Source organism: Dolichospermum lemmermannii CS-548 (assembly GCF_028330815.1).
Taxonomy (GTDB): domain Bacteria; phylum Cyanobacteriota; class Cyanobacteriia; order Cyanobacteriales; family Nostocaceae; genus Dolichospermum; species Dolichospermum lemmermannii.
In genome coordinates this window covers 1-14,696 of sequence record NZ_JAQMTJ010000218.1, presented here as the reverse complement: position 1 = coordinate 14,696, position 14,696 = coordinate 1, and the positions used below count along the sequence as shown (strand labels likewise).

Here is a 14,696-nt window from a genome sequence, read left to right as displayed (position 1 = left end):
GGGTAAAGCTTGGTTGTAAAAGTCCAGTGCCTTTTGCTTTTCTCCTAAAGCATCGTAGACAAGACCGATATTATTGAGAGTGACAGCTTCTCCACCGCGATCGCCCACAGCCCGAAGTATGGGTAAGGCTTGGTTGTAAAAGTCCAGTGCCTTTTGCTTTTCTCCTAAAGCATCGTAGACAAGACCGATATTATTGAGAGTGGTAGCTTCCCCACGGCGATTACCTACAGCCCGTAACAGTAATATAGCCTCCTCCCATTTTTTAATTGCTTGTCGCAATGACTCTGCTGATCCTTGTTGATAAAGTTTCATGCCCTCATCAAAAACCCGTTCTGCATTTTCCTTTGTTGCTGCTGGAGATTGGGCAATTTTCAGTAAATCATCTTTTGCCAAAACACGGTTAGAGTCAACAACCCCACACAACAAGAAAACAGCAATACCCAGACTTGTATAACGATGTTTTAGTAATCCTAAAAGCCAGTTATTGTTTTGATTGTTCTTTTTCATCATCAATCCTCTTTTGTGAACTTCGATATTTGACCCCCCTTAATCCCCCCTTGCAAAGGGGGGAAACAAGAGAATCCGGTCCCCTCTCCTTGCTAAGTTGACCCCCCTTAATCCCCCCTTGCAAAGGAGGGAAACAAGAGAATCCAGTCCCCTCTCCTTGCTAAGTTGACCCCCCTTAATCCCCCCTTACAAAGGAGGGAAATAAGAGAATCCAGTCCCCTCTCCTTAGCAAGGGGAGGGCTAGGGTGGGGTCAAATTCCGCAATTGACAGACAGTTTGAGCAATACTTGTGATGACACCTGCCAAATTTTCATAAACCTGTTGATTTGTAAACCTCAAAAAGCGAGTTCCACTAGATTCAAGAAAAGATTGTCGTTCATAATCATAAACTTGCGCCCCATCTTGAAAATGACTATCCCCATCAATTTCGATCGCCAGTTTTAATTCTGGAGCATAAAAATCAATCACAAATCTATCAATGCTGTACTGTCTGCGGAATTTGCAACCTTCGATTTGCCGATTTCTCAGCTTTTCCCAAACAATCTTCTCCGCAGGTGGCATATTATTACGGAGCGATCTTCTTTTTTCTTTTTCTGAAGTTTTGTTATAAAGTTCTGTCATAAGATAAATATTTAAATTACCCCCCTTAATCCCCCCTTGCAAAGGGGGGAAATAAGAGAATTCAGTCCCCTCTCCTTGCTAAGTTGACCCCCCTTAATCCCCCCTATGCTTTGGGGGGAAACAAGAGAATTCCAGTCCCCTCCCCTTAGCAAGGGGAGGGTTAGGGTGGGGTTATTTCTTCTTATCAACAGGTGTTACCTTAATCGTCATCTTACCTTTAGAACTAAACTCAATCTCATCTGCTATGTACAAACTTTTCACAGCCACAGAACGGATTTGCAACAGTTCTTTTGGTTTTTTCACCGTTGCTAAATTCACCCTAGCTTGTCCTTTTTGGGAGTCAAACAACTCAAACGCTTCGAGGGGAATATCCGACCATACGCTTTGTGTAGCCTTACTGTGATCTTCACCCCGGATTACTTGCTCACCTGTGCCAGTATAAACTAAAGATCCTTGATCTTTCTTAAAAACTATCTGCTGCACTTTGGTAACTGACAACAATTTAGACTCTTTACCAAGAGAAAACTCAATTGTCTGCCCTTTAGAATCAAACCCCGATACCCTTGCAGTCATTGATTCGCCATTTTTGAGCTTAATATCCGCCATTGTGGGTAATGCTAAAGATATGGGCGAGTTTTTGACTGTTGTAGTTACTTGTGTTGATGTTTGCGCTAATTGTATATTTGCTGTCACTGGTTTGATGTTTTCTGCTATCCCAGCTACAGCTACTACTAACATCAAGCTTAACGTCTTGGAAACAACTTTCATATATTTGCGGGTGAGTTAATGCTGAATAGTGTAGTTTCTTTCCCGTCTAATGTTATTATGAGATAAAATCACGAATAACAGCCCATATTCCTGAATTTTTTCACAAATAACCTATGTCACCAGAACCTCAAAATCCACCCAGTATCAACATCCTTGGTAATTTCGCTGGACTCATCGGAGTTTTAGGCATTTTTATTTACTTTATTGGTTGGGTTTATCGCTGGGCTTATTTTGGCTTTTTTGCCTTAGAACTTAATACTCTTAATTTACCTCATGAGTCTTTTTTAATAGTACCAATACAAATTATATTTGGTAACTTTTGGATATTTATTCGCGCTACCATAGCCATAACTTTAACCATAGCTTTTATAAAACTTACATTTTGGATAATTTCACCACATCCAAATATTCAAAACCAGCCAAATAGAATCCAAAGACTGCTTGAAAAAATTTATAATTTTCCATTACTTAAAATCTTACGTTCTTTGGCTCAACTTATCCCGCAATCCTTACGTCAAGAAATCATAGTTGTCATTTGGATTTTAGCTTCATTGTTTTGGTTGGGACGTTTTCAAGGTTTAGCTGATGCTTATCGAGATGCCGTTAATAATACTTCTACTAGACCAATAGTTACACTTGTAACTGCTAAAGATAAACTACCTTTGGGACGTAATTTAGATGATGTATTCATTAATCCTTCTTTGAAAGATTCTCATATTATTGGGGATATGGAACAGTTTAAAAATATTATTGGTCAAGAAACAAATGATTTAACAGATCCTCAAAAACCAATTATTTGGCGCTTATTAATTGAAAGTAATGGTTGGGTTTATCTATTCCCATCTATGCCTCCTGGATCACAATTTAATCAACGTCCTCCAGTATTGACAATTAATACAGGTGATGGTGGGGTACAATTGTTAATTATCAGCCGTCCTAATCTGCGTGAAAAAGGCAATTAATGTCATACCTTTAAATTTTTCTGTTCACCTAACTAATAAAATTTTTCTAATCTTTTAAATATGTGTAGAATAATTACAGTTAAAATCGCACCCATTAATCCTAATTGCCATAAACCACACCCAGCAGCAATTCCCAAAGCAGCGGATACCCAAATTGCAGCGGCAGAAGTCAAACCATGAACTTCTGGAGATTTTGATGTTTGGGAAGACTGACGCAAAATCTCCCCACCGCCCAAAAAGCCGACTCCAGCAGCAATACCTTGAACTACACGACTAAGAGAATCAGCACTAAGTTCTGTTCCACCTGTTTGGATAGTGATGAGAGTAAATATGGCTGAACCCAAACTTACTAACATATGGGTTCTTAAACCTGCCGGTTTATTTTTTAGTTGTCGTTCTAAGCCAATTAAAGCTCCAATAAACAAGGCAAAAAATAAACGAAGTCCAGTGTTTAGCCAGTCACTACTGGCAATATAATAAGGATTGATCAATTTTTTTCGGTGGTAAATAGTTTAATAAATGAAATCGGGGCATTGTTCGGACTAATTGGTAATATAGTAACAAAAAGTATGTAATAAATATTATTTAATAAATTGAGTGGATAAACTCTATTGGCTTGACCAAATTAAACTACAAGACCGCCCCAAGGTTGGCGTGCAGGCGTTTTATTTAAGTAAGATTAAACAGCAGGGTTATCCTGTTCTTCCTGGTTTTGTAGTAGAAGCAGATGTTTTACGGCAATTTCTAGAAACTCTCAATAGTTCAGAGTCGTTAATCGCTGATTTACCCCATTCTTCGCTACATTTAGATGTACATAATTGGCGACAACTGCAACAGGTAGCCGGACGCTTACGTCAGGAAATTATCTCAGCGACTGTGCCACCTCATTGGGTGAGGACAATTTTTCAAGCTGCGCGACAATGGCAAAGAAGCAGTTTAATTTTGCGTCCCAGTTTGGCAATATCAAATAACCAAGAAATGAAAAATGTATCTGGGTTATTAGAACCAGTATTTTGCCCTTGTGAAGAGGAGGAAATAGGTATTGCTTTAAAGCTGCTTTGGAGTCAGTTATTCCGGGCGAGAAGTTTACTATATTGGCACAGTGCGGGGATTAGTTTGCCTAGCATTAATTTAGGGGTGTTAGTGCAACCAGTTGACAATGCGATCGCTTCTGGTGTAATCAATACTAAATCATCGGCATGGGATATTGAAGCTACTTGGGGTTTAGGACTAGCAATTACCAACGGTGAAGTATTACCAGATGTTTATTACATAGAACCAAAAACCGGCGCAGTCGTAGAAAGACAATTGGGTAATAAAATGTTGGCGTATCGTCTTCATCATGGTAATGCTTTTACAGATGAACAACTGCAACCAACATTAGATACTGATTTTTTATTAGCTTATATTTTAGAAGAATCCCAACAACAAGAATATGCTTTGCCAGAAGAATTTTTGCAAGAATTAATTACTGTCAGTAATCAAATAGTCAGTGAATTAGGGGCAACTTTAACTATGAAATGGACAGTTGCCAAAGAATCTTTAGCCACAAAACTCTATATTACAGAAGTCACTGTTCCCCAATCTGTAAATAAGAGTGTGCAATTTATTCAAGGCATTGGGGCAGCCAGAGGGAGAATTATTGCTAATGCCCATATTTTTAGTTCATCACAAAAAGCAATCCAAGTTCCTCAAGGTGTAATTCTCATCGCCCCAGTGATTACTCCTGATTGTTTGCCCTTACTACAAGGAGTTGCGGGGATTATTACAGAACAAGGAGGATTAACTAGCCACGGGGCGATTTTAGCCAGGGAGTTGGGTATTCCTGCGGTGGTGAGTGCCACAGGTGCAACCACTCTTTTACAAGCAGGTGAAAAGTTATTATTAGATGGTAATAAGGGTGAAATATATCGTTTCACAGAAGATGAAGAAAACTTTCCTAGTGAGGAGATAGAAGAATTAATCAAAGAGGAAAAAATTGTCAATTATCAGCCGATAAATTTACCAATAATTGCCACTAAGTTACTCGTAAATTTGAGTCAAGGACGATTAATTGAACAAGTGAAATGTTTACCTGTAGATGGGTTAGGATTATTACGTTCAGAATTGATGATGTTAAATATTCTGAAGGGAGAACATCCTCAAGAATGGTTAATTGCCGGAAGAAAAGCGGAATTATTAGAGTTATTATCTGAGCAGATTAAGCAATTTGCTCGCGCTTTTTCACCTAGACCTATCTTTTATCGCTCTTTAGATTACCTACCCCATGATTTATTATTATCACAGTCATCAATTTATAGTGAGCGAAGTCGAACTATTCTTGGTGACAGGGGTGTTTTCAGCTATATGCAAAATCCGGCGGTTTTTGAATTGGAATTGCAAGCTTTAGCGATAGTTCAAGCGTCTGGTTATAGAAATATTAATTTGCTATTACCGTTTGTTCGTAGTGTTGAAGAATTTATATTTTGTCGTCAAAAAGTTGAGCAATTTGGGTTAACACAAATATCCCAGTTTCAATTATGGATCATGGCAGAAGTTCCTAGTATTTTATTTCTATTACCTGAATATATTAAAGTTGGTGTGGCAGGTATTTCTATTGGCACAAATGATTTAACTCAATTACTATTAGGAATAGATAGGGAACAGGGAAAATTAGGGAGAATATTTGATGAAAGTCATCCAGCAGTAATGGGGGCAATATCTCAATTAATTAAAATGTCTCAAGCTGGAGGTATTCCCTGTTCTATTTGTGGTCAAGCCCCGGTGCTTTATCCAGAAATGATTGATAAATTAATAGAATGGGGGATTAGTTCTATTTCTGTAGAACCGGAAGCGGTGGAAAGGACTTATCAAGCGATTTCTCGTGCTGAACAAAGATTAATTTTAGCAGCAGCACGACGACAACTTAGCAACTTAAAAAATTAATATCGGCAAATAGCCGCTACTTTAACTCCACTAGGCATTGCTTCTGGTTCAAGAGTATAAACTTTACCACCATTTAATATGGTGTGAATTACCGCAAAATCTAACATATCTTCATCATCTGGTGCTGGTTCTGGATGTAATTCAACTGTAGCAGTTGGTAAATCAAATTTACCCCATATATGTTGTTTTAGAGGCACAAACAAAGTATCAACTCTTTGATAATATGCAGCCGGGATAATTGCTTTGATATCATTGGCAATTTTGTTACTTTCTTCCCCAGATAGTTGCAGATAAACAGCCATTAGATCTTCATATTCCTGTTGAAATAAAGGGTTAACAATTTCCCAAGCTGCATGATTTAATTCTTGCATTTTGAGGATTTCTGCATTGCCAGTAATCCCTGTTTCTGCTAAATATGGATAAGTATTAGCTTGTCGGTAAATTGGTAATAAATATTCTACTCCTGCTAATATTAAAGGTGCTTTTTCACCTCGCAATTTTTTATGTAATGCACTATCAACAGCATAACAAAATTGCAAAATATCTTCTTCATGTTTCTCCCGATCTGGATTACCCTGTCCATGCACAGAACCAGGGTGTTGAGCCGCAGAAGTTGCACCTCTAGGGATACCAATTCTATGCTGTACGCCTTTTTGGAATTCATCTTCTAAGAGAGTTTCATCCAAACTATGAGGCATATTTTCTACTTCTACTTCATTAATTTGGTAGCGCGTGCCTGAGTAAAGTTTGACATTCTTTTGACTTAAAGCCAAAATGTAGAATTTTCCATCATTATTAATCAGATTTAATAAGGGTTTGATATGAAAATTCTTGCCAACAACCACTAATTGGGGAAAAGAAATTGGTAAACAATAGTAACGAAATAGATTGGGGGAAATAAAAATTACTAATCCCTGATTTTGAATTTCCCAAAAATCAGTGTTGTCTAATTCCATCGCTGGTTTGAGCAAATTTACAGTCTCAGTATGACGTAATCCTGTTTCATCTAAGCGGTTTTCAGCTTCTCGAATTAAATTTTTAAACCGAATCGGATTTTGTCGCGTATCTCCTCCTAGTTTTTCCATAGGTAGATACAGAGAAACGCATGGATACTCAGGATTTTGGACTAAATTTTTGAGTTCATCAAGAGAAAATATAGTCATAGATTTCATCCCTGTCGAGGATAATTACAGAATCTAGTAGTCTGTCAAATTTATTTTGACGGGTTTTTGGTAGTGCGGGCATCTTGCCCGCGTGAGCGAGACGCTCATACTACAGTGAGCGAGACGCTCACACTACATTGAGCGAGAGGCTCACACTACATTGAGCGAGAGGCTCACACTACATTGAGCGAGAGGCTCACACTACAGTGAGCGAGAGGCTCACACTACAGTGAGCGAGACGCGCACAAGTGAGCGAGACGCGCACAAGTGAGCGAGACGCGCACAAGTGAGCGAGACGCTCACACTACAGTCCATCATTTTTATCTTGACAAACTACTAGATTCCATTCAACTCTTGATGTGGAAATTCTGCATCTTGCTTTTGACAAGAAATTAACTGCTTTCTATTCCTTTTTATAGATATATAGCAATTCGTATTTGATTTGTGATAGCGTAGCGTGCCGTAGATATACATTGCCAGAGTCAGATCCCCGACTTCTCGAAGAAGTCGGGGATCTGATATTCAAGTGGGTTATAAATGGGTGTAGAAAGAATTATTGCGGTTTGAGAATACTGGGAATTGTAGCGAGGATGCGTGTGACAATTTCTTCTGGTGTTTCGGTCGCGCTCATAGTAATATGTAAGTCAGCTTGGGAGTACATTGGTTGACGTTGTTCCCAAAGCGATGTCAATTTACTTTCGATATCGGCATCTTGTAAAAGTGGTCTGGTATTGTCTTCCGCTAACCGCTGTAAGATTATTCCTATTGGTGCATCTAACCAAATTATCAACCCATGATGGAGATAACTCCAATTCTGCTGCTGCATGGGAACACCCCCACCCGTAGATATAATCAACTTAGTATAAGCACAAACTTGAGCTAAAACATCACTCTCTAATTGCCGAAACTCCGCTTCACCATTTTCGGCAAATATTTCATTAATAGATTTACCTGCGGCTTTGATTATGACTTCATCTGTATCTACAAATCTATAACCAATTTCTGCGGCTAATAACTTTCCTACTGTTGTTTTCCCAACTCCCATCATGCCAATTAAATAGAGGTTGACTCCTTTTAATATATCAATCATCAGTATTTTTCTCCTGTAAAATTATTAATTATTATTAAAGCTTAAATTAGCGTTTTTGTGGTTTATTTTCGTTGTCATCCTCAAAATCATCATCTTCAAAAAAATCCCAGTCATCATCATCTGTAACTTGAGTTTTGCCTGATTCTTGGTAAGGAGGAATAATTACCCGATAATCAGCATCATAAACAGATTCAGTTTTACCCACAGCAGTATTTTTCGGTGATTGGGAACTATAGGAATAAACGGAACTATTGCGGGAATTATAACTTTGTTGACTTGGGGAAGTTTCTGTTACTGGTTCTGAATTTTCGCCATTATCCCAATCATCTTGATTGCGATTTGTGTCCCAATCGTCAAATTCATCATCAACTTGATTAACGGTTGGTGGAGTATTTTGTCTAACACGGGGTGGAGTGGGAATTGATTTGGGTAGAGGTTGTGGTGCTTGTAAATTTAAATCAGTCGCAAATTTTAACAATCTAGTAATTATTAAAGATGTGAAAATACCAGCAGTGATACTTAATAAAATCCACAATGCTAATGGTAATGCTTGAGTTCGCATCCCCAAAAACATTAATGGAAGTGAGGGCGACAAATTTTGAACTAATATTATTATTAGTCCCAGCATTGCCGTCACCAAGATAATTAAGCGAATTACAGCCATAAAAAATTCAAAATTGCAGCAGGATTCTAAGAATACACCAGGAAAAAACAGATGAATATAGCTGTTGCCACAAAAGAGCAAAATAGAATTAAGAATTAAGAATTAAGAATTAAGAATTAAAAATTTAGTTTTTTCATTTTTAATTGTTAATTTTTAATTCCTATAAATGACCTTGCCATCGTTCAATTGGTATACAGTCAATATCTAATTGATCCAGAGCGCGAGCTACAACAAAATCAACTAAATCCTCAATGGTTTGTGGGTTGTGATACCAAGCAGGAATAGCGGGGACTATTCTCACTCCAGTTTCCGCTAAGGTCGTTAAGTTCCGCAGGTGAATTAAACTAAAAGGGGTTTCTCTGGGGACAATTACCAGTTTACGTCCTTCTTTAATTTGGACATCTGCGGCTCGTTCTAGTAAGTCGGAACTTAGCCCCCCAGCAAGTTTTGCGACTGTACTCATACTACAAGGGATAATGATCATCCCCAACGTGCGGAAAGAACCACTGGCAATACCCGCACCAACATCACTCCAAGGATGACAGCGGAGTTTACCTTGTTCGGGAACTCCGGCTTGTTCTCGCCAAAATTGCTCTTGTTTTTCTGGTTCTCCTGGCATTCGGATTTCTTGTTCTGCCTGCCAAACTGTGTAAGTAGATTTAGATGCCACCAGTTCAATTTGATATTCTGCGGCTAAGAGGAATTTAAGAGCGCGAACGGCGTAAATTAGACCAGATGCACCTGTTACGCCCAAGATTAAAGGTTTTGTGTTATTAGTCATTTGTCAGTGGTCAGTGGTCAGTTGTTATTAGTCATTTGTCAGTGGTCAGTTGTTAGTGGTCAGTGGTCAGTGGTTAATATTTAAGAGCAACTAAGTAGGTGAACACAATAAAACCAATCTGTATAAAGAAAAGTAAAATCGCCCAAGCCCTCTTCACTCTTGCCTCTTGACTTTTGCCTCTTGCCTAGTGCCATAACGACGATTTTCAATGCTAACCTACTTAACAACGGACAACTGACAAAGGACAACTGACCACTGACTATTCTTGATCATAAGGTTCTCTGTCAAAAGATATGGCTTTGCCACGCAAGCTATCGCTTTGATTTTGTGGATAAATGTCTCCTGTTTCCTCATTGCCAGTATTCTCGCTCATGGCTTTAGGTAAACCATCAGCACCAACTGTCACTAAATCAATTTGTTGACGGTAGTAATCAACACTTTTGACTTGTACCATACAGCTATCGCCCAATCGGTAGGAAGCCCGATTTTTTCGCCCAAATAACGCTTGTTGTCTGGCACGATATTCATACCAATCGTCTTTGAGGGAACTGACGTGAACCAGTCCTTCTATTCGTAAGGTATTAGCGAGATTACCTTCTGTGGGCGATTCTACTGGGACTTCAATTTCCACAAAGAAGCCGTAAGATTGAACACCAGTAATTACTCCTGGAAATACTTCGCCAATGCGTTGTTTCATTAAGGAGGCTTTTTGGAGTCCGGCTAAATCAGCTTCAGCTTCTTGGACTTCTTTTTCTCGGTCATTAATTTGGACAATGACCCTGGTTAAGTCGCTTTGCAGTTCTTGTTGGAGTTCTGGGGGGAGAACGTTCCAATTGATTTCTTCGTGACAATTGGAATGGCGCAGGTTTATCCGATCTTTGACGCGGGTATTCCGGCGATCGCGCCCATGCTCTAGTAAGTTATGATACACCCGTTGCAAGAGGATATCTGGATAACGACGTAAGGGGGCAGTTATGTGGACATATTGGGATAAAGCTAGTCCAAAGTGAGAACTTTTGGTAATGCTATATAAAGAAGGCTTGAGAGTGTCTTGTAATAAATAGGTGAGAACTTGTTCCGATGGGGAATCGGCAAAAGCTCCCGTCAAGTGTTGATAATCTAGAGGTTGGATTTCTAATTCTGGATCAAGTCCTAATTCCACACCTAAATTAACGGCTAGTTTGAGCATTTCCTGAACATCTTCGGGATCAGGTGTGCCTTGAACTCGCCATAAACTGGGAACTCCCAAGGCGCTGAGATGATCAGCCATGAGTTGATTAACTAATATTACCAATTCGGTAATGAGCGATCGCCCAGGTAAGTCATTAACCACCACCGATCCCATTGCTCCTTCGTCATAGTAAGGGTTGTGGCTGGGTGGGAGATTTAACCGTAAGCTGCCCCGCTGTAGACGTACCTGCTTAATAGCAGTAGCCAAAGTCTGCAAATCTGGTAATTTCTCTTGGACTTCGGCTGCCACTGTGCTGCTTTCACCAGCAAGAATAGCTGCTGTCTCTACTTGACTAACAGCTACATCTACATTAATGACACTAGGTTGAATTTCCCATTCCTCCACTTCTCCTGATTGGGGGTTAATGGTGATGATAAAAGAGAGAGCCAAGCGATCGCTACCAGGGACTAAAGAACACCGTTGTATCACCACTGCTGGCAACATTGGCAGTAGTAATTCTCCCAAATACACTGACTTACCCCGCTTGAGGGCTTCCCGGTCTAGAGCCTCATCGGCTTGGATATAGTGGGAAACATCTGTAATGTGAAATAATAATCGCCAATTATCATCAGTAGTTTTTTCTACACTGAAGGCATTTTCAACTACAGATTCATCACTGTTGACACTCTTAATGGTGAAGGTAAAAACCTCACGTAAATCGAGACGATTTTTCAGGTCTGCTTTCAGGAGTCTCTTGGGTAACTTTGCCGCTGCATCGAGGATAGAATCAGGAAAAGTTCGGGATAAATCATGTTTACAAGTTACCAAATCTATATCCGCTGCGGCTTCAGCATCACTACCCAAAATTTGCACTACTCGACCCAATGGGGGATATTGTGCGAGGGGATAGCGAAGAATTTCTACATGAGCTAAGTGATCAATTGCTTCTTCCAACTTCATGCTGTTGAGTTGTAGTTTCAGTTCAAACAGCAATCTGTCATCCAAAGGGACAGCCCGAAAACCTTCCTCCACCTGCTTAATTCTGGCGAGTAAGGTGTGATTAGACCGCTCCATAATCAACTTCACCTCACCTTCCGGCGATCGCCTGCGACTGCCTTCCTTGAGGACTCTTACCAAAACGCGATCGCCATTCCAGGCATTACTCAAATGACTTTCACGGATGTAAATATCCTCTGAGCCTTCGCTATCTTGAATCGCAAAGCAAAAGCCCTTACTAGAACAACGTAATTTAGCCTCAATCAAGCCTTCTTCGGTAACGCGGCGATATTTCCCCCGTTCCTTCACCAAAAGCCCGATTTTTTCCAACACATCCAAAGTAATTTGGAGTTTTTCTAGACTTTCTTCATCCTCACAACCCAGTTTTTTTTCTAGGACTTTACGAGCCACTAATTTATCATCTGTAAAATTGGCAAGAAGTGTAGCGATTGAAAATTCCATGCAGTGAACCGACCTTTGGTCAAAACATCATTTGTTGTCGAATCTGGCTCTTTACTGTATTCCCTCGCGGTTTACAGACACTTGCTTACGAATTTCGCCTTTGCGTAGTGTTTCGTAGAAAAGGCAAGTCCGCTCATCGCGCAGCATGGCGTTAGCCATAGTCATTGTCAGATGAAGCCCCTGCGTTGACTTCTCACTGCACGACAATCTCAGCGTTTGCTTACGTGACCCTTGACTTGATCTAAACAATCTTGACCATGCACTCCTGATACCTAATAATTAAACACTACGTAATTTAGATAATGAGTTAGTGAGAGACTTGGTTTGGAGAACTCTCTATCTCACCCACAACCCACAAACTACAAACTGGTTTAACTACAGGTGTTTGATAGTTTAGATGTAAGGCAATTCCACGACATCAATATCTGATAGCATAGCGTGGTGTTGGCCATGTCTTCACTAGAAGAAACCGCTGAAAAACCCAATTCTCCCTTATGTAGAATCGGTAACAATCAGGTAAGCAGTAAAACACAGGCAACGAAGGCAAACCTTATCTTTATTATTGTAGATTTAGAGCGCACTTCTTTAAAAATACTTCTAGATATCTAATTGGTTAATTAGTATAGCATTTAAAGATAGACGACAATTTGTGATCAACAACTGTTAGTATCAGAACATATTTAATGTCGTGAGTGCTTAGTTCTCAGTAAGACTTTATATTGAAATATAGGGTTTTGTCTAGGGGATGGTCAGTGGTCAGTTGTCAGTTGTCAGTTGTCAGTAGGGGCGAAGCATTTGGAAGATAAATTATCGCTCATTGCCAAAAATAGTTCTCCAAATGCTTCGCCCGTACAGTTGTTAGTTGTCAATTATTAACTGTAAATTTTGAGATTGCTTTAATTTATACAGATTGGTGTTAGCAGTGCAAAATAAGACGGTGGTGATTTCGGCAATTAATACCTCTGTCAATTCTACTACAGCCGCTTCCGATACTGCTGCTGCTTTGAGAAAGGGCATTGCTAAACCAGCAATATCAGCCCCTAAAGCGATCGCTTTAGCCACATCTAAACCATTGCGTAAGCCCCCAGATGCAATTAAGGGAACATCGGGATCATGCTCCCGAATACTGGCAATACAATCGGCTGTGGGTATCCCCCAGTCCCCAAATGTTTGCCCCAAACGCCGCTGTAAGACAGTTTCTGCCCGTTCACTTTCAACCATTGCCCAAGACGTACCACCAGCGCCAGCCACATCAATAGCTTGCACTCCCACAGCTATCAATTTTTCTGCCATAGTTGCAGAAATTCCATTACCTACTTCTTTGGCAATTACGGGAACTGGTAAGTCGTTGCACAAGTTAGATATTTTGTCAAGTAATCCATGAAAGTTAGTATCACCCCTGGGTTGAATGAATTCCTGCAAAGGGTTAATATGTAAAATCAAAGCATCGGCTTCCACCAGATCAATAATTCGCAAACATTCATCAATACCATAATCATAATTAAGCTGTACCGCGCCTAAATTAGCAAAGAGGAGAATATCCGGCGCATATTTACGAACAGCAAAGGTATTTGCAACTTGGGGTTTTTCCACTGCCACTCTTACAGATCCTACACCCATTGCTAATTTGTATTCTTGGGCAACTTCGGCTAGACGACGGTTAATAATTCCCGCTGGTTCTGTACCTCCCGTCATGGAGGAAATTAACAAAGGTGCATGGAGATGTTTTCCCAAAAATGTCGTACTCACATCAATATCTTTACCATCAATTTCTGGTAAACAAGTATGGGTAAAGCGATATTTTTCTAACCCAGTGGTAATTACTGGAGATTGGACATTATCTTCTAAACAGATGCGGATATGATCTGCTTTGCGATTTTGGGTTTGGGCTGAGGTGTTAATAGGAGGGTTCACGGCTTATATATGAAATCATGTTAATATCTATTGTTGCAAATATTTTTCATATCCAAGCTGATCTAGTTTAGCTTGCTTTTCCATGACCATATTACAAAGACTTTGGCGATAAACTTGCACTTTTTCGAGTAATTCTGGTTGGTGAGTAGCAAGAATTTGTACAGCTAAAAGTCCAGCATTTTTAGAATTCCCAATAGCGACAGTGGCAACAGGTATTCCTGCTGGCATTTGCACTATAGAATATAAAGAATCCACACCTTGTAAATTTCGAGTAGCGACGGGAACACCAATAACAGGTAAAGGAGTTAAAGATGCTACCATACCAGGAAGATGTGCCGCACCACCTGCACCAGCAATAATTACCTTGATACCGCGTTGATGTGCAGTTTTAGCATATTCAAACATTCGTTCTGGGGTACGATGGGCAGAGACAATGGCAACTTCAACTACAATACCGAATTCTTCGCAAATAGCGATCGCATCCTTCATTGTAGGCAAATCGGAATCACTACCCATGATAATACCAACTTCGAGACTCATATAATTTAGGGACTGGGGATTGGGGACTGGGAACAACTGACAACTGTACGGGCGAAGCATTTGGAGAACTATTTTTGGCAATGACCGATAATTTATCTTCCAAATGCTTCGCCCCTACTGACAACGAACAAT

General features: G+C 39.9%; 13 protein-coding genes. 2 read left to right on the top strand and 11 right to left on the bottom strand.

From position 1 onward, the window contains the following. The 3 genes from PN450_RS14475 to PN450_RS14465 form a co-directional block, all read right to left on the bottom strand. Window positions 1-510, bottom strand: a 510-nt coding sequence (locus PN450_RS14475) for a tetratricopeptide repeat protein (RefSeq protein WP_271836743.1), incomplete at its 3' end; no start/stop codon positions are given. A gap of 237 nt (window positions 511-747) precedes the next feature. Further along, window positions 748-1,128 (bottom strand): endonuclease domain-containing protein, encoded by a 381-nt coding sequence (locus PN450_RS14470; RefSeq protein ID WP_190386965.1) that lies wholly within the window; start codon window positions 1,126-1,128, stop codon window positions 748-750. Window positions 1,129-1,299: 171 nt separating this feature from the next. Then, complete coding sequence (locus PN450_RS14465; RefSeq protein WP_271836742.1) at window positions 1,300-1,896, bottom strand: hypothetical protein; 597 nt, start codon at window positions 1,894-1,896, stop codon at window positions 1,300-1,302. A 113-nt stretch (window positions 1,897-2,009) separates the two neighbouring features. On the opposite strand from PN450_RS14465, the gene PN450_RS14460 reads away from it, so the two are divergent. After that, window positions 2,010-2,858: a hypothetical protein gene (locus PN450_RS14460; RefSeq protein WP_271836741.1), complete on the top strand. Its 849-nt coding sequence runs from the start codon at window positions 2,010-2,012 to the stop codon at window positions 2,856-2,858. A gap of 32 nt (window positions 2,859-2,890) precedes the next feature. Here PN450_RS14460 and PN450_RS14455 read toward each other — a convergent pair whose 3' ends face one another. Then, on the bottom strand, window positions 2,891-3,349 hold the full coding sequence (locus tag PN450_RS14455; RefSeq protein ID WP_271836740.1) for an MgtC/SapB family protein: 459 nt from the start codon (window positions 3,347-3,349) through the stop codon (window positions 2,891-2,893). 106 nt (window positions 3,350-3,455) lie between these two features. Here PN450_RS14455 and PN450_RS14450 point away from each other — a divergent pair, with 106 nt between their 5' ends. Beyond that, the gene (locus PN450_RS14450) at window positions 3,456-5,783 is read left to right on the top strand and encodes a putative PEP-binding protein (protein WP_271836739.1); all 2,328 of its coding nucleotides are present in this window, start codon (window positions 3,456-3,458) and stop codon (window positions 5,781-5,783) included. Here the strand turns inward: PN450_RS14450 and PN450_RS14445 are convergent. The 7 genes from PN450_RS14445 to purE form a co-directional block, all read right to left on the bottom strand. After that, window positions 5,780-6,946, bottom strand: a complete 1,167-nt coding sequence (locus tag PN450_RS14445; RefSeq protein WP_148764839.1) for a baeRF7 domain-containing protein — start codon at window positions 6,944-6,946, stop codon at window positions 5,780-5,782. The genes PN450_RS14450 and PN450_RS14445 overlap by 4 nt on opposite strands. A 553-nt stretch (window positions 6,947-7,499) precedes the next feature. Then, window positions 7,500-8,036: a shikimate kinase gene (locus tag PN450_RS14440; RefSeq protein ID WP_168697150.1), complete on the bottom strand. Its 537-nt coding sequence runs from the start codon at window positions 8,034-8,036 to the stop codon at window positions 7,500-7,502. Between the two features lie 46 nt (window positions 8,037-8,082). Beyond that, a complete protein-coding gene (locus PN450_RS14435) occupies window positions 8,083-8,700 on the bottom strand; it encodes a LapA family protein (RefSeq protein WP_168650469.1) in 618 nt (205 codons plus the stop codon). A gap of 160 nt (window positions 8,701-8,860) precedes the next feature. Beyond that, window positions 8,861-9,481 carry a flavin prenyltransferase UbiX gene (locus PN450_RS14430; RefSeq protein ID WP_148764845.1) on the bottom strand — a complete coding sequence of 207 codons (621 nt, stop codon included), beginning with the start codon at window positions 9,479-9,481 and terminating at the stop codon, window positions 8,861-8,863. Between the two features lie 259 nt (window positions 9,482-9,740). Then, a complete protein-coding gene (locus PN450_RS14425; protein ID WP_271836738.1) occupies window positions 9,741-12,110 on the bottom strand; it encodes a ribonuclease R family protein in 2,370 nt (789 codons plus the stop codon). Between the two features lie 858 nt (window positions 12,111-12,968). Continuing rightward, window positions 12,969-14,024 (bottom strand): type 2 isopentenyl-diphosphate Delta-isomerase, encoded by a 1,056-nt coding sequence (fni, locus tag PN450_RS14420; protein WP_213710776.1) that lies wholly within the window; start codon window positions 14,022-14,024, stop codon window positions 12,969-12,971. Window positions 14,025-14,051: 27 nt separating this feature from the next. Then, window positions 14,052-14,564 carry a 5-(carboxyamino)imidazole ribonucleotide mutase gene (purE, locus tag PN450_RS14415; protein ID WP_271836737.1) on the bottom strand — a complete coding sequence of 171 codons (513 nt, stop codon included), beginning with the start codon at window positions 14,562-14,564 and terminating at the stop codon, window positions 14,052-14,054. Between the last annotated feature and the right edge of the window lie 132 nt (window positions 14,565-14,696).

What these genes read in the sequence shown, in the direction of transcription:
- PN450_RS14470 (WP_190386965.1), bottom strand. Translation starts at nt 1,128, where the DNA reads ATGACAGAACTTTATAACAAAACTTCAGAAAAAGAAAAAAGAAGATCG.
- PN450_RS14465 (WP_271836742.1), bottom strand. Translation starts at nt 1,896, where the DNA reads ATGAAAGTTGTTTCCAAGACGTTAAGCTTGATGTTAGTAGTAGCTGTA.
- PN450_RS14460 (WP_271836741.1), top strand. Translation starts at nt 2,010, where the DNA reads ATGTCACCAGAACCTCAAAATCCACCCAGTATCAACATCCTTGGTAAT.
- PN450_RS14445 (WP_148764839.1), bottom strand. Translation starts at nt 6,946, where the DNA reads ATGACTATATTTTCTCTTGATGAACTCAAAAATTTAGTCCAAAATCCT.
- PN450_RS14440 (WP_168697150.1), bottom strand. Translation starts at nt 8,036, where the DNA reads ATGATTGATATATTAAAAGGAGTCAACCTCTATTTAATTGGCATGATG.
- PN450_RS14435 (WP_168650469.1), bottom strand. Translation starts at nt 8,700, where the DNA reads ATGGCTGTAATTCGCTTAATTATCTTGGTGACGGCAATGCTGGGACTA.
- PN450_RS14430 (WP_148764845.1), bottom strand. Translation starts at nt 9,481, where the DNA reads ATGACTAATAACACAAAACCTTTAATCTTGGGCGTAACAGGTGCATCT.
- PN450_RS14425 (WP_271836738.1), bottom strand. Translation starts at nt 12,110, where the DNA reads ATGGAATTTTCAATCGCTACACTTCTTGCCAATTTTACAGATGATAAA.
- purE (WP_271836737.1), bottom strand. Translation starts at nt 14,564, where the DNA reads ATGAGTCTCGAAGTTGGTATTATCATGGGTAGTGATTCCGATTTGCCT.